The 19469-nt window shown below is 34.8% G+C and carries 13 protein-coding genes and 1 tRNA gene; 7 read left to right on the forward strand and 7 right to left on the reverse strand.

Annotated elements, in window-relative coordinates; translation table 11 throughout:
• Positions 1-182: 182 nt before the first annotated feature.
• The 4 genes from tamL to ccoN form a co-directional block, all read right to left on the reverse strand.
• Positions 183-2534 (reverse strand): translocation and assembly module lipoprotein TamL, encoded by a 2352-nt coding sequence (tamL, locus tag BW939_RS07785; protein WP_076451474.1) that lies wholly within the window; start codon positions 2532-2534, stop codon positions 183-185.
• Positions 2534-7567 (reverse strand): translocation/assembly module TamB domain-containing protein, encoded by a 5034-nt coding sequence (locus BW939_RS07790; protein ID WP_076451668.1) that lies wholly within the window; start codon positions 7565-7567, stop codon positions 2534-2536. The genes tamL and BW939_RS07790 overlap by 1 nt, the downstream gene beginning before the upstream one ends.
• Positions 7568-7847: 280 nt before the next feature.
• Positions 7848-8735: a cbb3-type cytochrome c oxidase N-terminal domain-containing protein gene (locus BW939_RS07795; RefSeq protein ID WP_076451475.1), complete on the reverse strand. Its 888-nt coding sequence runs from the start codon at positions 8733-8735 to the stop codon at positions 7848-7850.
• 18 nt (positions 8736-8753) lie between these two features.
• Positions 8754-11033, reverse strand: a complete 2280-nt coding sequence (gene ccoN / locus BW939_RS07800) for a cytochrome-c oxidase, cbb3-type subunit I (RefSeq protein WP_076451476.1) — start codon at positions 11031-11033, stop codon at positions 8754-8756.
• Between the two features lie 169 nt (positions 11034-11202).
• On the opposite strand from ccoN, the gene BW939_RS07805 reads away from it, so the two are divergent.
• On the forward strand, positions 11203-11523 hold the full coding sequence (locus tag BW939_RS07805) for a helix-turn-helix domain-containing protein (protein WP_076451477.1): 321 nt from the start codon (positions 11203-11205) through the stop codon (positions 11521-11523).
• Between the two features lie 81 nt (positions 11524-11604).
• On the opposite strand, the gene BW939_RS07810 is transcribed toward BW939_RS07805, so the two are convergent.
• A tRNA-Gln gene (locus BW939_RS07810) sits at positions 11605-11675 on the reverse strand.
• A 96-nt stretch (positions 11676-11771) separates the two neighbouring features.
• Between BW939_RS07810 and BW939_RS07815 the strand changes: the two genes are divergently transcribed.
• The 4 genes from BW939_RS07815 (at position 11772) to BW939_RS07830 (ending at position 15646) form a co-directional block, all read left to right on the forward strand.
• Positions 11772-12809: an AMP-binding protein gene (locus tag BW939_RS07815; RefSeq protein ID WP_076451478.1), complete on the forward strand. Its 1038-nt coding sequence runs from the start codon at positions 11772-11774 to the stop codon at positions 12807-12809.
• A gap of 91 nt (positions 12810-12900) precedes the next feature.
• Positions 12901-13293, forward strand: a complete 393-nt coding sequence (gene arfB / locus BW939_RS07820; RefSeq protein WP_076451669.1) for an alternative ribosome rescue aminoacyl-tRNA hydrolase ArfB — start codon at positions 12901-12903, stop codon at positions 13291-13293.
• 232 nt (positions 13294-13525) lie between these two features.
• Positions 13526-14497, forward strand: a complete 972-nt coding sequence (locus BW939_RS07825) for a deoxyhypusine synthase family protein (RefSeq protein ID WP_047444737.1) — start codon at positions 13526-13528, stop codon at positions 14495-14497.
• A 60-nt stretch (positions 14498-14557) separates the two neighbouring features.
• On the forward strand, positions 14558-15646 hold the full coding sequence (locus BW939_RS07830; RefSeq protein ID WP_076451479.1) for an acyltransferase family protein: 1089 nt from the start codon (positions 14558-14560) through the stop codon (positions 15644-15646).
• 6 nt (positions 15647-15652) lie between these two features.
• Here BW939_RS07830 and BW939_RS15940 read toward each other — a convergent pair whose 3' ends face one another.
• A complete protein-coding gene (locus BW939_RS15940; protein ID WP_165787317.1) occupies positions 15653-15799 on the reverse strand; it encodes a hypothetical protein in 147 nt (48 codons plus the stop codon).
• Between the two features lie 50 nt (positions 15800-15849).
• On the opposite strand from BW939_RS15940, the gene BW939_RS07835 reads away from it, so the two are divergent.
• Positions 15850-16146 carry an MGMT family protein gene (locus BW939_RS07835; RefSeq protein ID WP_076451480.1) on the forward strand — a complete coding sequence of 99 codons (297 nt, stop codon included), beginning with the start codon at positions 15850-15852 and terminating at the stop codon, positions 16144-16146.
• Positions 16147-16353: 207 nt separating this feature from the next.
• Positions 16354-17148 carry an alpha/beta hydrolase gene (locus tag BW939_RS07840; RefSeq protein WP_076451481.1) on the forward strand — a complete coding sequence of 265 codons (795 nt, stop codon included), beginning with the start codon at positions 16354-16356 and terminating at the stop codon, positions 17146-17148.
• A 109-nt stretch (positions 17149-17257) separates the two neighbouring features.
• Here the strand turns inward: BW939_RS07840 and htpG are convergent, their stop codons facing one another.
• Complete coding sequence (gene htpG / locus BW939_RS07845; protein ID WP_076451482.1) at positions 17258-19153, reverse strand: molecular chaperone HtpG; 1896 nt, start codon at positions 19151-19153, stop codon at positions 17258-17260.
• Positions 19154-19469: the final 316 nt, after the last annotated feature.

Below are 19469 nucleotides of genomic sequence, written 5' to 3' on the forward strand. Positions count from 1 at the left end.
ATTTCTTCTATAACGCAAAGACTATTCCTTAAAATAAATTTTCACGATTTTTTTTAAAGGAATTTCTGCATATAAATTTTGGCTAAAGCCCTTGAATTATTAAATTAAAAACGGGCTAAAGCCCGTTCCTATTGATATTTTATTGTACTGTTTTATACATTCTTGCATCTGCCATCCGCCTTTTAGAATGGATATCCAATGGCAATATTCAAAATTAGATTATCTCTTCTCCAGCTGGAATCTGCAAAGTTGATTCTGTCAAAAGCCCATCTTTCGCTTTTTTCATAGTAAGGAACTCGCAGAGGCATTGCTAAGTCTAGTCTTAGGATAAGAATTGAAAAATCTAGTCTCAGACCAACACCAGCTCCCACGGCAACTTCACTTAAAAATTGTTTTGAAAATTTCCCACCAGGTCTTGTATTGATGCCATTTTCATCCAAATCATCATTTATTAACCAGATATTTCCGGCATCAAGAAACGCTGCAACATTTAAGAATTTATAGAGATTAGCTCGGTATTCTGCGTTCAATTCTAATTTTATATCTCCGGCTTGATCAAAAGCAAAGCCACCATTTTGTTGCTGTGTTCTTGGATCAAAACTTCCTGGTCCTAATGTCCTGGCACGAAAAGCTCGGATACTGTTACTACCTCCCACAAAAAACTGTCTAGAAAATGGGATGTTTTCTGAATTTCCATAAGGAACAGCGACCCCGGCAATAAATCTTGATGCAAAAGATGTTTTCTCTGTAAATTTGTGATAGAATCTTACGTCATTTTCAATTTTTGCATATTGGCTAAAAGGAACTCCGAATATTGTTTTCTCCTTTCCTTCTTTCGCATTAGCTCCGGTTACAAGACCTGTGATGTTACCTGCTAAATCAAGCATACCTTTGTAATAGAAGGTGTTTTTTTTCGGAAGCATCGTTGTAGAGTAAGTGTAAGAATACGTTGGTCCGAAAATAAGTTGTTGCTGTGTAATTCTTTGCTGATAAGGGTTATTTCGGGAAATTGAATCAAATTTTGGCGTCACATCAGCAGGACGAATCAAAGAGATATCAATAATATTGAGTTCATGCTCTTTTCGAACATTTTCTTTCCATTGGTAACCAAATGAAGCATTAAATGTATTTAAAGAATATAATGTGGTTCTGTTTTGAAATTCATACCCCAGCTTAACATTGGTTCTCGGAACAAAAGCACTTGATGAATTAAATTGAAAGGGCGCCACAATTCTCGGAATAGATAATTGAGCATTGGCTCCTGCTCTGAAAATATTTTCAGCATCTGCTGGTCCGCCAATCTGAACGTCAAAAGCACCATAAACAGATGCCTTGAACTGCTCTGCACCACGGAAAAAGTTTCTCTGTGTCCAGTTTAAATTCAATTCGCTTCCTGCATAATTGGCAGAATTGGTTCTACCTAAAGCTTCCAGGCGTAAAGATTGAAGTTCTCTCGGAGTTAAAATATAGTATGCATCAAACTTATGATTTAAAGAATCTGATACTACAAATTCATTTTTCACAAATTTAAAAACGCCTAAACTGATGAGTCGGTTCAGAGATAAATTATGATCTTTTCTGTTGTAAATATCTCCTTTGTCGAAGTATAAAGCACGGTCAAAAATTCTAGGTTTAAATTTTTTTTCAGTGTCAACTACGTAAATATCATTGTACTCATAACCTTTCAGAGAATCAGCACTCATCGGAATATTATAGCTTCCTTTTTTTGCATCTCGAAGATTATAATTCGGGAAAACCACGACTTTGTCAATCGTGAACTGCTCGGTCGCTAATTTGGGAGTATTGTCTTTTAACTTCACAATCATTTCCACTTGATGATTTTTGCTGACCGTACTGTCTGCCTGAACGATGATATTATCAGGATTGAAATAATAAAAACCTTTATCTTTCAAACCATCATCAATTCTCTGTCTTTCAGATTTTATGACATCCAAATCAAACGGATTCCCAGGTTTTAATAATGTTTTCTCTTTTAAAGCCTGAATTTCTTGATTAATTAAACTGGAATCTTGTAAAAAATTAACATTGCTGATCAAATATTGCGCTCCCGGATTTAAAGTATAAATAACCTGGGCTTTTTTATTTTTCGAAACCGTGTCATACTTCGCCTTAGCATTGAAGTAGCCTTTGTTTTCAGAATAATTAACAATAATATCCTTGTTGAACTCTCTGTCTACATCTCCCAATAAAACAGGTTCTTCTCCAAATTTATATTTCAGCCAATATCTTAAACCTTTTTCTTTCTTCGGTTCTTTTGTAGCATTGTAAGCATACAGTTTTGGTCTCAAACCAAGAAAAGACGAATTGGGTTTTGGCGTTAAATTTTCTTCAAGGGCAGCTTTCAGTTCGTTTTTTTTATTCTTCGGAAGCGTGTCATTTTGAATCTTTACTTCGGCTCCCGTGTAGAGCATTTGTCCTTCTTTCAGAAACTTGGTATTGCTGCAAGAAACCACAGCCACTGTAATTCCTGATGTCAAAAAATATTTAAAGTATGTATTAAACTTATTCTTCATTACTTAAATTCTACAACTTGATTATCTAGTTTTTTCTTGTTCTCTCTGTTTTCTTCGGTTCGATTATTTCTCGATTTTCTGAAAATATCTTTGAATTGATTGTAATCTAATGTGATGATAAATCCAACTCCGGTTTCTACAATTTGTCCCTGCAACGCCACCTGATAATCGTTTTTACGATAGGCCCGAAGCGTATATCTTCCGTCTCGTGATAAGCTGTAATCTACAGTCACATCTCCGGCAATATTGGTGGTGTTTTCGTTTTGTCTGGCTTCACCTTCCAATCCAAAATTACTTCCTACAGAAACTTTCAGTCTGTCATTCAGTAATTTTTTGCTTAAACCAATGTTAAGATCGGTTCTTGTGTTTTGAGCTCCGGTAGAGTAGTCTTCAGTAGATTCTAAATCAAAATTCAGGTCTACACCTTTAATTAAATCTGATGCTAAATTATTCAATTGTTGAGAAAGTATTTTACTCACACTCTGTCTTGCCATCGTCTCTGCAGAAACCCCAGAATTGCTCTGGAAAGGATTTTCACCAATGAAACGGTTCAGTAAAAGCAAAGCAAAAACCTGCTTATTCATTTCGTTTTCATCATCCCTCAGCTGAGCCAGTTTGGCATCCACAGCATCTGTAACTAATGATGAAACAGCGTTGTTTTTTTCTGCTGTGGTGATGTCAAAACTAATCTGTGGCTTAAGTAGTTCACCTTTCAATTTTAATAAGGTATTGAATGGAATTCTCTGTTTAAATTGGTTTAGCTCAGAATCACTATACTGTTGCTCCACAAGATCAATTGGTGCAGCTTCATTTTTATAAATGGCGGTGATGTCTAGATTGGCAGTCGTAGGTTCGCCCGTCCAGGTGATTGTGCTTCCTTTCTGAATATCAAATTTTCTTTTCAGAACGCTTACAGACATTTCGTAGCTTCCTTTTTCAACAGAATAAACACCAACTAAAGTAGTTTTTCCTGAAGGATCAATTCCTCCCGTTAGATCAGCTTCACCCTGAAGTTTTACAAAATCTCCCGCCGCTTTATCAATAACGATAGACATTTTAGCTTCTTTATTAACCTCGATATTCACGTTCACATCCAATCCTTTGATTGGACTTTGTGTGTCTATAGAATCTGCTTTAATAGTTTTATTCAAAGCAACCTGATCCTGATCAATAAATTCTACAATTCCGTCTCTTTCCTGTAAAGAAGGTGAAGATTGTGGAAGTACAAAAGTGAAATCTGTTGTTTTTGCAACAGCCAATCTTCCGTCAACCTTCGGTAAATCTAAATTTCCTCTTACTTTTAAAGCTGCATCGATGGCCAGAATTCCGTACATCATCGCAGCGTTTGATTTTTCTGAATTCACTACTTTAAAGTCTTTCGCATCCAAATCAAGATTGAATGCAAAATCTCTGTAGGTTTGCGTAAGGACTTGTCCATCAATATTTAAAGAATTTCCGTCTTTATCTTTGATTTTGAATTCATTAAACTCAATTCCTCGGTTGGTAAATCCTATTTTATCATTTATACCTCTGAAATCACTTCCTGTCTGTGAAATCATCAAGCCAACATTATTCATTTTAATATCACCCAAAATCTTCGGAGCAGTGGTTGTTCCGGTAATTTTTAAATCTCCGGAAAGATAACCTTCCGTATTTGTAATCGCGTTCATCGAGAAGCCCTGAAGCGTTTTCATCTGAAGCTGATTCATATTTAAATCTAAATCAAATGTGCTGGAAGAAGTATTGTAATTTCCTAAAATCTTCACATCATTGCTGTTCCCCGAGAGCGCAATATCAGCATTCAGAAGATTGGCAGACTGGTTATTTACTTTGATAGCTAAATTTCCAATTGGGCTTCCGTACATAATCAAATCAGAAACATTGATATCTGAAGTGAAAGTCATATTTTTGGTTAAATCTCTCAGTTGTGCCGTTCCGTTGATGGTTCCTTTCGCTAAAAGCGAATCTTTTTTAATAATTTCTGTAATAGTTTCAATTTTAAAATCTTTCAACGAAACATTTAGAGGACTGCTTGGTGAATTGCTCTCAGATTGTAAAGAAATTTCGGCTCCAGAATTTGAAAGTGTAAAATTATCTGCTACTATTCCTTGGCTGAAAATCTGAATTTTGTTGTTCTCAGCAACCGTCCAATCCATATAATTTAGTTTTAAACCATTCGGATTTAACGAAATTTCTGTGATGTCGTTCATAGATTTGGCATTTCCGGCAATCAGGAACTGTGTTTCATCTTTATCATCTTTTGTTGTAATGTTGTATTTAATGATATTTTGGGCAACATCTCCGTTGATATTCACTTTTTTCAAAGCAAAACTTTCGCTTGCTAATGACGCCACACTCAAGTCATATTGTAATGCCTGATTTTCGTTGGTAATTTTTAAACTTGTATTTTCAAGTGTATTGCTTCCATACAAAACCTGAGGAATCTGCGCGTCAAAAAGGATTTGCTGAGAATCTGCATTGTAATTTCCGTTGATGGTAATGGTTTCAAAACTTTTCAGTTCGGGAACAAACTTTCTAATCAAATCATCATTTTTAATTTTAGCATTAAAGGTGAAAAATTGTCCTGCATCAATTTTTTGTACAGTTCCCGGTTTTTGAAATTGGTAATATTGATTGAAGGTTTGCGTTAATGCTCCAAAAATTTGAGTCAGTTTATATTTTCCGTTCAGTTCAACATCAGCAATCTGGGAATTGAATTTAATTTGTGTAGAATCTGCCTTTGAAACTGCAAGTAAATTCACTTCCTGAATCGGATAAACTTCTTTCGTATCTGAAATAGCAAAGTCTTTTAAATTTAAATAACCATTCAGATTATCCGGATCTAAAGTTTTGAAATCACCATCAATTGCTCCAGCAATAATCATTGGTGAACTGTAAAAACCGAGTTTGTTTAAATCTAACTTATTGATATTGCCATTGACTTTCACAGACGGATTGCCGTTGAAAACTCCCGAAGCCGCAAGATGTAAGTTGGCATTCGGATCTTTAGAATTCAAATCGATATCGTAAGCACCACGGTTGATTTTTCCTTTCAGATTCATATTCTGATAGGTGTAACCGTTGTAAGTCGCCGACCTTACATCACCTGCAAGAACCGCAGACATCGTTTTCGGGTCAAAACCTTGTCCTTTTGCAGTGATTTGAGCTGTTATACTTCCTAAATCTTTATTCTGAATCAGTTTCCCAATTTGTAGACTTTGCAAATTGGCTTTTACATCAAAAGTTTCTCTGTTTTTTCTTCGTAAATCTGCTTTGGCAATAATCGCAGCGTTTCCTAAAGAGGAAGTTAAACGTAAGTTGGTGTCTACCACTTGCGTCGTTCCTTTTGCCGTTCCACGAATTGTGAAGAATGATGGTAATGTGATATTATTGGGAATCGTATTTTTCGGAACTAAATTGTAAATTGTTTTGGATGAAGATGAAATTTCTGTAACCTTCAGATCATAATACAGCTGATCAGGATTCATCGCATTTTTTATTTTCCCTGAAGCTAAAACTTTTAACTGATCCAAACCTGAAACTTTCAAATTCTGAATGGCAAGATCGTTCACTGTTCCTCTGATAAATGCATTTACATTTAACGTCGCGTTCGGGTACTTGTTGAATGGTGCAGTGTTCCTTAAAGTGGGAACTAAATTTAAAATATCAGAGAAACCAATTTTTGAATCTCTAATGTCGGCTGAAATTTTTACTGCCCCCAAATTGGATGATAATTGCTCGATGGAGTTATAATTTAAAACAACTTCATCTCTCAAAATCGTTTTCGGAGTTTGTAAATAAAGATTTTTCAAATACGCTTCTTTTTCAGCGTAAACAAAATCGGTATTGAATTTTTGAATATTTAAGCCTCTCGCTTCCTGGATTTCTGCAGATTTTACAGATCCTGCAAAACCGTTGTTTTCCATTTTGAAACTGCGGACGTCAAGATTTAATTTGGCAAAATTCAGATGGTTGAAATCCATTCCAGATCGGGTTGGTGCAACAGCGGTATTATTGTAAGCCACTTTTACATCATCCAAAAGTAATTTTCCTAAAATCACTTTCATTGCTTTTTCTTTCGTAGAAACCGTAGAAACTTCAGACTTTTCATCTTTTTTAGGATTGGCATTTTCTGTCGGGAGGAATAAATTGGCGTTGATGTTGGCGCCTCTCAAATAAAGATTTCCTATATTGTAATCGTTATTTTCAAGGTCTATGCTGTTGACTTTTGTGCTTAATTCTTTAAACAAAACTTTTGCGAAAGTCTTAGAATTATCATCGCCGTAATCTATATTGAAATTAGTTAACTTAATTCCATTTAAGCCCAGTTTCATAGGCTTTTTCTGATTCAGAGAATCTACTTTCTCTTCTACATTTTTGGCCACCTCTTCTACCAGATCCTGTTTCAGTTTTAATTTTAATCCATCCAGATTAATATCGTTTACTGCATAAGAATTGTTTTGAAGATCAAATGTTTTTACTCTTGTATCAAATGAATTGAAATATACTTTAATATCATTTCTGGATTGCTGATCATTGAAAGTCAACCCTATATCTTTTAATTTAATTTTATCTAAAGAAATAATAAATGGTTTTGAAGTGCTTTCTTCTTTATCCGAAGTCGCAAAAGCATCAATGATATAATCGAAATTGAATTTTCCTTTTGGATCTCTAACCACATTTGCACGCACGCCTTCTAAATCAACTGATGTAATATCTGCTTTAGATTCAATCAGTTGCCACATATCGAGACCAACGTTAAATTTTCTTACCGCTAAAAGTGTGTCAATGTTTTGCCCTTTTAAATAAAGATTTTCAATGACTAAATTATTGGGAAAGCCTACATAAACTTTTTCGAGACTTACTTTTGTTTTGATTTTTTTCTCAAGATAGACTACGAGTTTATTTTTAATGTAGTTTTGAACTGCAGGAAGCCGCAAACTGAAAATGAGAATAGTGATAAACAAAATTATCGAAATAATGAATATTCCGATGCGTTTGAAGAGTTTTTGGTAGTTTAATTTTAGTTTCAAAGGCGTTGATTTAGGAGAATTAACACTCAAAAATGTTACAGTAATTTCCTATTGCAATGATTACGCCATTTTAGGTTTAAAAAACCCTCTTTGACCGTCTAATATGGAATTTAATTAAAGGCAAGTGAATAGTTTGAGATTGAGACGGCCAAAGTAGAGGATTTAGTTTGAAAAAAGCCCCCTTTCTTTCTTTTTTTATATTGTTGAAAAGGTTAAAAAATGAAAACTCAATTGTTGGTTTTGAAAGGAGGCTAGGGTTGTATGGTAATAAATTTTTTTTTTAGTCGATGGAGTTTGTCCATTTTGCGATTTCGCCTTGTGGTGCAGCACCGCCATTTTTTTCGGTAATTGCTGGTTTTTCCTGATTGATGTGATAGACGAAAGATGCAATTTTTTCGGCATCGCGGCCGCTGATGGTACCTTCTTTAATGAAAGGACGCATCGTAGGGTTTTTTGGCGAGCCGTTTTCTAGCATCCAGAAAACGTTTTTGAACAAGCTTTTTTCTTGTATGTTGATCCAGTGGGTGTCTGTTAAGTTCGGGCCAATTCCACCTTTGCCATTATCTCCGTGGCAGGTTACACAATTGGTTTTAAATAGTTCTTGGCCTTCTGTGATGTAATCTGCGTTGTACTTAGCTGATGCAAGATTGATTTGAGGTGCCGTTTTTTCAAATTCCTCAATTGATGCAAGCATTCTTTTGGTTTCATTATTTAGTTCGGCTTCGGGATGTGCATAATCTGTAAATGAAAACGCAAGAAGATAGATTCCGCAGAAAGCGATACCAAACCAGAACAGGCCAATCCACCATTTGGGAAGTGAGTTATCAAGCTCTGTAATTCCGTCAAAACCATGATCAATAATAATATCATTTTCCTCGTTAGCCGACTGTTTCTGGAATGCCGAATTCCAAAGTTTTTGAAAGTAAGGCGTGTTTTTATCGGTTTTGTAGGCTGCTTTTTCTTCTTCGGATAATTTGCTGAAATTTTGATCTTCAATTAAATCTCCTACAGAATTCATGATTAAAAGAAGAATTACAATAATAATTAGCAATCCCCAGAAAAAGGGCGAAGAAAAATATCCTGAATCCTGAGCGAACATTTCAAATGCCATGATTGTCAATCCTACCGTGATGAGGATGTGTACATAAATTGGGGTTCTTGTCTTCATTGATCGTTAATTTTGAAGTTAATCTACGCTTGCTGTTTTCACCTGAGTTGTCTTAATGTCTGTTCCTAATCTTTGCAGGTAGGCAATCATTGCAATAATTTCTCGGTCTTCCAATGGGATAAAATCTGCACCTTTATCTTTTTTATTCTTATCGATTTGTTCTTTGATGTCTGTAGCTTCTGTATAAATTCTTTTAACAATACCTTTTGCCTGCGATTCTGCCCAGCGGTTTGCTGAATCAATTTCTGTTTTAGAATAAGGTACATCGAAGTAGTTTTTCATCAGCTTCATTTTGTTAACCATCTTAGATTTGTCTAATTTATTTGAAATCAGCCATGGGAAACGTGGCATAATTGATCCTGCCGAGGTTAATCTTGGATTGTACATGTGCTTGAAGTGCCAAGAATCTGGATTTCTGCCACCTTCTCTATGAAGATCTGGCCCTGTTCTTTTGGATCCCCAAAGGAAAGGTCTGTCGTAGATAAATTCTCCAGCCTTAGAATATTGCCCGTTTTTACCTTCAAATCTCACGATTTCGTCGCGGAAAGGTCTTATCATTTGGGAATGACAAGCGTTGCATCCTTCTCTTATGTACAAATCTCTGCCTTCCAGTTCTAGTGGAGAATAGGGTTTTACGGCAGAAATAGTAGGTACACTTTGCTTTAAAGTTAATGTTGGGATAATTTCTACTGCTCCACCTATTGCTACTGCTATGAAAGAAAATATTGCCATCAATCTTGGAGTTCTTTCCAGCCAAAGATGAACACCTTCTCCAGATTTTCTTGAAGTCGAAATATTAGCAAGGGCAGGAGCTTCCGTAGGAACGTTTTTTTGAAATGATCCTTTTCTGATGGTTTTGAATACATTTAAAATCATCAAAATCGCTCCAAACAGATAAAATAGACCTCCTAAAAATCTCAATTGAAAATAAGGAATAATTGCAGTAACGGTATCTAACCAGTTTTTCCATAATAGAGTTCCATCTGGGTTGAATTGTTTCCACATCAAACCTTGGGTAAACCCTGCGATATACATTGGTACAGCATAGAAAATAATTCCAAGAGTTCCGAGCCAAAAGTGCCAATTGGCTAGTTTTTTAGACCAAAGTTCGATTCTCCACATCGCCGGAATCAAGTAGTAAATAACTCCGAATGCCATGAAACCGTTCCATCCTAATGCTCCTAAATGTACGTGGCCAATAACCCAATCGGTGTAATGCCCTATTTTGTTTAAAGATTTTGTTGCTAAAAGTGGGCCTTCAAAGGTTGCCATTCCGTAGCATGTAACAGCTACAACGAAAAATTTCAAAATAGGATTTTCTCTCACCTTATCCCATGCTCCTCTTAGTGTAAGAAGACCATTCAGCATTCCGCCCCATGAAGGTGCTATAAGCATAATAGAGAAACCTGTGCCTACAGCCTGTGCCCATGCGGGAAGAGCTGTATATTGTAAGTGATGCGGCCCCGCCCAAAGGTAAACGAAGATGAGAGACCAGAAGTGAATGATAGATAATTTGTAAGAAAATACAGGTCTTCCGGCTGCTTTTGGCAAAAAATAATACATCAAACCGAGAACTGGAGTCGTTAGAACAAACGCTACCGCATTGTGACCATACCACCATTGTACTAAGGCATCTTTAGCGCCAGCGTAAATTGAGTAGGATTTCCATGATGTGAATGATAGCGGAACCTCAAGGTTGTTAAAAATATGAAGCATCGCCACTGCAATCCATGTTCCCATATAAAACCAAATGGCAACGTAAAGATGTCTTACCCTTCTTTTGGCAATTGTTCCAAACATATTGATTCCGAAAATAACCCATGAAATTGTAATCAGTATATCAATAGGCCACTCGTGTTCAGCATATTCTTTAGAAGTATTGATTCCCATTAGGAAAGTAATGACAACGCTTACTATCATAATTTGCCATGTCCAGAAATGAATCCAAGAAAGTGTATCGCTGTACATTCTTGTTTTTAGAAGTCTCTGCATACTGTAATATGCTCCACAAAAAAACGAGTTACAGACGAATGCAAATATAACGGCACTCGTGTGAAGCATTCTGATTCTTCCGAAACCTAAAGCTCCTTGAGAATTGATTAACCCTTGGATATTTCCTGATGTTAAACTCTTAATAGTAGTATCATCGGTTCCAAGAAGAAATTCTGGTAATTCTGGATAAAAAAGCATTAAGGCAGCTGTTAATCCTAGTAAAAAACCCACCAGACCAAATGCGATTGTTGCATAGAGGAATGCTCTGACAATAGAATTGTCATAATTAAATTTTTGCGTCTCCATATTTCCTAAGTGTTGACTAGACTGATATTTAAATGAAAACCTAAATTTTAGGCTTTAGAAATAAATGTCATATAGAATAATAATGTTTTGACAAAAGTATTCACTAATTTTGTCTAAAACTATTCGGAAATCTTCTAAAATATACCGAAAACTACTAAAAATAAAACACATGAAAATTTGTGGAGAAAGCATAAGGAAAATACGACGGGAAAAGGACCTCACACAAGAATATATGGCTTTTGAAATGGGTGTTTCACAGAAATCCTATTCGGATATAGAAAATTCTAAAGTAAAAATGAATATCGAAATTTTGACAAAAATTTCTAAAATTTTAGATATCAAACCTTCTGCAATCTGTGGAATTTCACATAAGTGTGGCACAGAAGATTATGAAGAAAAATACCAAGATCTTCTGAATTATATAGAGCGAAATAATATCTATGTTCCTGAAAAATTTGCTATGACAAAGAAGGTGGATGAGAATATCTAAGTCGCAATTTTTTTAAAAAAATATAAAATATTGTTGCGTTTTCACAAAAACAAAAACCACTCTTTTAGAAAGAGTGGTTTGTAGACCCACAGGGATTCGAACCCCAACTGATGGTACCAAAAACCAGAGTGCTACCGTTACACCATGGGTCTGTTTTATTGTGATGCAAATTTAAAACTTTTTTCGTTATCTGCAAATCATTTTTTAATTTTTTTTTAAATTTACAGTAGAATTTAAATGTAGGAAATATGTTGGTCAACTTCAATAATCTCGATATTAGTAAATTACACGCCGAAACTGAGTTTGAAAACAAAATTATATTTTTTCTTACAGAGTGGTTTTCAAATTCTGAAACAGTAAAAGTGCAGACTTCTGGATCTACAGGGGTACCCAAAGTTTTTGATATTGAAAAAGAAAAGATGCTTAATTCAGCAAAAATGACCTGTAATTTTTTAAATTTAAAAAAAAATGATTCTGCGTTGCTATGTTTACCTGTGGACTATATTTCTGGTAAAATGATGATCGTAAGAGCGTTTGAAAGAAATCTTAATTTAATTTTGAAAGACCCCTCCACCAAACCTTTGCAAGATTTGGATAAAGAAATTGATTTTTGTGCAATGACACCTTTGCAAGTAGAAAATTCTTTAGATAAAATTCATTTAATCAAAAATTTAATTATAGGAGGTGCTTCTGTTTCTCAATCTCTTAAATTAAAAATAGCTGAAGTTCTTACATTAAAGCGTGCTGAGGTTCCTACCAAAATCAACGAAACGTATGGAATGTCTGAAACGCTTTCTCATATTGCTTTGAAAGAAATTTTCCCACAAGAAGATGATTATTTCAAAGTTTTTGATGGTATTGAAATTTCTTTGGATGAGCGAGGGTGTTTAAAGATTTTTGCTCCGAATTTGAATTCTGAAATATTGCAAACCAATGATTTGGTTGAAATATTTAATGAAAATCAATTTAAATTTTTAGGAAGAATTGATCATGTGATTAATTCTGGTGGAGCAAAAATATTTCCTGAAGAATTGGAAGCTTTAGTTAAAAAAGAAATTCCGAATGAAGTAGTTTTTTTAGGATTGAAGGATGAAATTTTGGGTCAGAAACTAATTGCTGTTATTGAAGATACTGAATCTGAATCTTTACTCCATCAACTGTCTTCTATCAACTATCAACAAAAATTTCATAGGCCAAAAGAAATTATATTTATTGATAAAATCCCAAGAACGCCCAACGGAAAAATCAATAGAATTGAACTTAGAAGACTTATTGAGAACAGTTGATTGATCATTTGAGCGAGCAGACCACCCTGTCTCAATTTTCCGAAGAAAATTGATCCATCCCTCCAAGAGTAGTGGAATTAAAATGCAAAATATGAAAGATTTTACTAAAGAATTGAATTTTAAAACTTCGCGCAGTAGCGGTGCAGGAGGGCAAAACGTGAATAAAGTGGAAACCGCTGTTACCGTTACTTGGAATGTTTCAGATTCTGAGTTTTTTAATGAAAGACAGAAAGATTTAATCTCAGAAAAACTGAAAAATAGAATCAATCTTGAAGGTTTTTTGTTTCTGAGTGTTTCTGAAAGCAGAACGCAGCTTCAAAATAAAAAAATTGCAGTAGACAAAATATTAGATTTGGTAGATAAAGCTTTATTTATTCCAAAATTCAGGGCAAAAACAAAACCTACACGATCTTCTGTAGAGAAACGCATTGAGCAGAAAAAACAACATTCAAATAAAAAAGAAAACAGAAGATTTAAATTTTAACTTTTTTTGTTTTGAAGAATGCTCTGCGTAAGGGATAGCAGAGGAAATCCTTTTTGTTTTGGGGAGGAATGAGCAATGGGGAAACAAAAAGATTGTAACGAATAGCCCGACCCAAGCTGCTGGAAAAGCATTGGCGAGGGATACGCCCAATTAATTTAAAAAACTACATCAAGTTTTTGTAACTACCTTCTTGCTTCCAACATCTTTCATTATCTTTGCAAAAAATAAAAAAATGAGTAAACCGATCACGGAATTTATAGAAAAATATTATCTTCATTTCAATGCCGCTGCTTTGGTAGACGCGTCTAAAGGGTATGTTGCACACTTGAAAGAAGGAGGTAAAATGATGATTACTTTGGCTGGAGCTATGTCTACTGCAGAGTTAGGGAAGATTTTGGCAGAAATGATTCGTCAGGATAAAGTAGACTTTATCTCTTGTACTGGGGCAAACCTAGAAGAAGATTTGATGAATTTGGTAGCGCATTCGCATTACGAAAGAGTTCCTCATTACAGAGATTTGACGGCTCAGGATGAATGGGATCTTTTGGAAAGAGGCTTAAACAGAGTTACAGACACTTGTATTCCTGAGGAAGAAGCTTTCAGAAGATTGCAGAAACATATTGTAGAAATCTGGAAAGATGCTGAAGCAAAAGGGGAGAGGTATTTTCCGCACGAATTTATGTACAAAATGATCCTTTCAGGAGTTTTGGAGCAGTATTATGAAATTCCGAGAGAAAACTCATGGATGATTGCAGCAGCTGAGAAAAACTTGCCAATAGTAGTTCCGGGATGGGAAGATTCTACCATGGGTAATATATTCGCTTCTTACTGCATTAAAGGTGAACTTACGGCTACCACGATGAAATCTGGTATAGAATACATGACCTATCTTGCAGATTGGTACACCAAAAATTCTGCTGGAAAAGGAGTTGGCTTCTTCCAGATTGGTGGAGGTATCGCTGGAGATTTCCCAATTTGTGTAGTGCCTATGTTGTACCAAGATATGGAAATGCACGACATTCCGTTCTGGTCATATTTCTGTCAGATTTCAGATTCTACCACGTCTTACGGTTCGTATTCCGGAGCAGTTCCGAATGAGAAAATTACTTGGGGTAAATTGGATATTACTACACCGAAATTTATCGTAGAAAGTGATGCAACAATTTGTGCTCCTTTGATGTTCTCATACATTTTAGAAAACTAAAAATAATTATTTATTATAGATAAAAGGCTTAGTAATAAGCCTTTTGTTATTTTTCAAACATTGGAAGCTCTTCAGAAAAATAAATTTGATGCTCTCACCGGAATGCGTGCTATTGCCGCAATCATGGTATTTGTTTACCACAATAGAAAATATTGGCGGTACGATTTGCCTTTTGAAGTGATGCGCTTCATCAGCGAATGGCATGTTGGTGTAACTGTTTTTTTCGTTTTGAGTGGTTTTTTGCTGGCTTATCGATATGAAGAGAAACCTTTAGAATCAAGAAAATCATATTTAAAATATATCCTGCTCAGAATTGCGAGAATTTTCCCTCTTTATTGGATTTTGTTGAGTGTTTATTTTTTAGACAGAGCTTACTCTAAAGATGTAGATACCTATTTTTTACAATACTCACTTTTTTATTCTTTGTTTGAAAAATATTCAGTTTCCGGAATCGTTCAAGCATGGTCTCTTACTGTTGAGTTTTTCTTTTATCTATTATCACCACTGTTGTTTTTATTATTAAAGAAAAGCTGGGTACACTGTATTCTTTTCTTAATCGGATTTTTTCTCGTTGGGTGGTCAATAGGGTATGGGCTGCATTGGTTTAATGGTAACGCCAAAGGGTTATTATATCCTTTTAAATTTATGGTAGGAAGTACATTTTTCGGGCGTAGTTTAGAATTTTTCTTTGGAATGTTACTGGCTTACTTAATGAAACAGCAAAAAGGGATTCAGTTTTTAGGCAAGCTTAAAAAGCCCACGCTTTGGGGAGGAATTGGTATTTTAGGGATGATTTTCGCTATCAGATTTTTTGCCAGGAATAATTTCGTTCATGGAGTAGAATTTTGGCAAGGAAGACTCATTCATGAATTGTTTTTACCGGTAGCCATTGTTGTATTCTTTTGGGGATTGATGTCTGAAAAAACATGGGTTTCAAGAATTCTTTCAACCCGATTTTTTGTGCTTTTGGGAAATGCTTCGTTTGTTTTTTACCTAATTCATCTTAGTTATTTCAATATGAAATTGAAATCTTACATTTATCTGCCAGATCGTAATTTTGTTTTGCTTTGGATTTGTTCTATTATCATTTATTTCTTACTTGAAAAACCTTTGTACGAAGGCTGTAGAAAGCTTATTGCTAAAATTTAATTTTTCTTAATCTAAAGAATTAATCAAAACAAAATAACGATAAGCTAAAATTCCTTTTTCAAATTTTGTGAGTTTCGTTGCGTCTTTGTGACTTAATTTGGGTAAAACTTTTTTATTAATTTTATTTAAAATTTGGAAAAATGATTTTTTCATAACTTTAGATTTTGGGGTTTATTAATTAATTCAAGAATAATGCTAATAATATGAATGCACTTTTCAAACAGCAAATCTGGGAAATCACCAAACTCATTCCCAAAGGTCGTGTCTCCTCTTACGGCGCGATTGCAAAAGCCGTAGGTTTTCCCAATCATTCCCGCCACGTGGGAAAAGCAATGGGCGGTTGTCCGAAAGAGGTACCTGCGCACCGCGTGATCTCCAGTTCGGGAACATTGTCGGTTCCAGAATTTCAGCAAAGACTGGAAGCCGAAGGAATTGAAGTAGAAAATTTCCGAATCAAAAACTTTAAAACTCTGTTTTGGAATCCTTTGGAAGAGTTATAGAGAACTGTTTGCAATTGTTTTTCTATAGCTTTTAAATCTGTGTTCTGAGATATAAAATTTATGATTAATTAGTTTTTATCTTAATCGTAAATGCATGATGTGACAGAGAAAATCACCATTCAGTAATCAAAAAAAACGGTTGAGTCTGATTTTTTAGTAAAACCGTTTCCGCTACCATAGCTTTGTCTCATAAATAATAACAAACTTATGAACACAAAACTATTATTCTCGGCAATTTTCATTTTTTCAACTTTCTTTTGCAATGCTCAAATGGATGATAAATTTTATCAACCAAGCAAACAAATGAAGCCTTTAGAATTTACAAATTCGGAATCAATTTCTTTTCCCGTGGAAACCGATACGATTACTGCCGTATTTTTAAAGCCAGAAACCAAAACTCCAAAGAAAACGATTTTCTTTTTTCATGGTGCAAACGGAAATGTCACAACTTATCAATACATTACAAAACCATTAGTACAAAACGGATTTCAAGTAGTGATGATAGATTTTCGTGATTATGGAAAATCAACTGGAAAACCAACGCATTTGAATATTGCTTCAGACGGACAAAAAATATTTGATTTCTTAGTAAGCAAACCCGAAATTAAGAACACTAAAATATACATTTATGGTGCTTCTCTAGGATCCCAGATTGCCACTCATCTCGCGAGAAATAATAAAGATAAAATTTCAGGATTAATTATTGATAGCGGAGTGTCTTCATTGATAGATGTTGCGGCTCTTTTTGCACCTCAATACAAAGATTTTATCGCTCAAATGTTGAAAGATGTTTATGCCGCGAAAGAAGACATCAAATTTACAGAAGGTGTACCAAAGCTTTTTATTTACAGCAAAAAAGATAGTACAATCCCGTTTTCACAAGGCGAAGAAATATTTAAAAATGCTGCTGAACCGAAGATCTTTCTAGAAAATAGCGCAGAACATATTCAGAGTTTGAAAGATGAACCGCGAGAAATTTTGAAAGCAATCAATAGTTTGTAATCTATTTTAATTGGGATTTTCTATAATAAAAACCTTGTCAAGATCAACTCTCAACAAGGTTTTATTATTTCCAATAAAGAACACAACATTAAAGTCTTTTCTCTATATCCTATTTACTCAACTGCTGATAACTTCTCTGAATAAATTCCGTCAAGTCTTTTCCTTTCAACAAATTCTGAGATAATTTCGCTAAATCTAAAGCATATTTAATTTTAGAATTTTTCTCTTCTGCATTTTCATTTTTAAGGATTTCCGCAGCCAATTCACTGTTAGAATTTACCACCAAATTATACATTTCCGGGAAACCGCTCATTCCGAACATTCCGCCACCGCCGCCGGTTGCCTGCATGTCTTTCATTCTGCGCATAAATTCCGGTTGTGTGATCATAAATGGCGCTTCAGAACTTTCCAAATCTTCCACCTGAACGCTGAATTTCTTGTCGTTTACCGCTTCTTCGATAGTTGTCTTCAACGATACTTTTTCCTCTTCATTTAATTTAGAGATCGGTGTATCGTCTTTCTTAATCAAATTATTCACGTGATCTGCATCAACTCTTGCAAAAGAAATTTTCTCTTTTGAAGTTTCCAGTTTTTGAATAAGATGCGGCACAATCGGTGAATCTAGAAGTAAAACTTCATAGCCTTTGTCTTTCGCAGACTGAATGTAACTGTGCTGTTCATCGGCATTTGTTGCGTACAAAATAACAAAGTTTCCGTCTTTGTCGGTTTGCATTGGTTTTACTTTTTCTTCCAGTTCAGACCACAAATAATAGTTGCCGTCGGTTGTTGGATACAATGCAAATTTGTCTGATTTGTCGAAGAATTTATCTTCAGAGATCATTCCGTACTCGATGACGATTTTAATGTCGTTCCATTTTTTCTCGTAATCTTCGCGGTTTTCATTGAATAAAGAAACCATTTTGTCGGCCACTTTTTTCGTGATGTAAGAAGAAATTTTCTTCACCGCACCGTCTGCTTGAAGATAAGATCTAGAAACATTCAACGGAATATCCGGAGAATCGATCACTCCACGCAACAACATTAAGAAATCTGGCACAATTCCTTTCACCTCATCGGTTACATACACCTGATTTTGGTAAAGTTGAATTTTATCTTTTTCAATGTTTAATCCGTTCGTCAATTTCGGAAAATATAGAATTCCGGTTAAATTAAACGGATAATCCACATTCAAATGAATATTAAACAAAGGCTCCTCAAACTGCATCGGATACAATTCGTGGTAGAATTCCTTATAATCTGCGTCAGAAAGTTCACTCGGCGTTTTTGTCCACGCCGGAGTTGGATTGTTGACGATATTATCAACTTCTACAGTTTCCGCAACAGCGTCTTCTGCAGATCCTTCAGGTAAAGGAAGTGTTTCATTTTTTGTTCCGAATTTAATTGGAACAGGCATGAATTTGTTGTATTTCAATAACAATTCACGGATTTTGCTTTCTTCTAAAAACTCCGTTGAATCTTCTGCAATATGAAGGACGATTTCGGTTCCACGATCGGTTTTATCAGTCGTTTCTTCTAAAGTAAATTCCGGACTACCATCGCAAATCCATCGAACTGCAGGTTCATCTTTATAAGATTTAGTAAGGATTTCAACTTTTTCAGCCACCATAAAAGCGGAGTAGAAGCCTAAACCGAAATGACCGATAATTCCTGAATCTTTAGCAGAATCTTTATACTTGTCTAGGAATTCTTCTGCTCCGGAAAATGCCACTTGGTTGATGTATTTTTCAACTTCTTCGCCCGTCATTCCCAAACCTTGGTCTATGATGTGTAATTTTTTGTTTTCCTTATCGATTTTTACTTCGATTTTCGGATTTCCATAATCTACCTTTGCTTCACCAATGTTGGTTAAGTGTTTTAATTTCAAAGTTGCATCGGTTGCGTTTGAAATTAATTCTCTTAAAAATATTTCGTGGTCGCTGTACAAAAATTTCTTAATCAACGGAAAAATATTTTCCACCGAAACATTGATATTTCCTTTTGTCATTTTTTTGGATTTTTAAATTTGATTATTAATTCTCAAAATAAATACCATTGAACATAAAGTGACAGATTGGCATTTTTATTTATTTATTGTTTTTTCTTTTTGTATATCCGTAATTAGTCATAATTCTTGATTTATAGCATAGTCAAACAAAAAATTATAAATTTTGACCGTTTTTAAGTTGTATAAAGGCTTTAACTTAATAAAGAAATACAAAGTGTTTTCAATGATGATAAATTATGAACAATCGTTTTCTTCTTAAATGATTTGTATAAAAAAAAGACAGCTTCCGAAAAAAGCTGTCTTTTGTATTTACATC

It is taken from the genome of Chryseobacterium piscicola (genome assembly GCF_900156685.1).
In the GTDB taxonomy this organism is placed as follows: domain Bacteria; phylum Bacteroidota; class Bacteroidia; order Flavobacteriales; family Weeksellaceae; genus Chryseobacterium; species Chryseobacterium piscicola.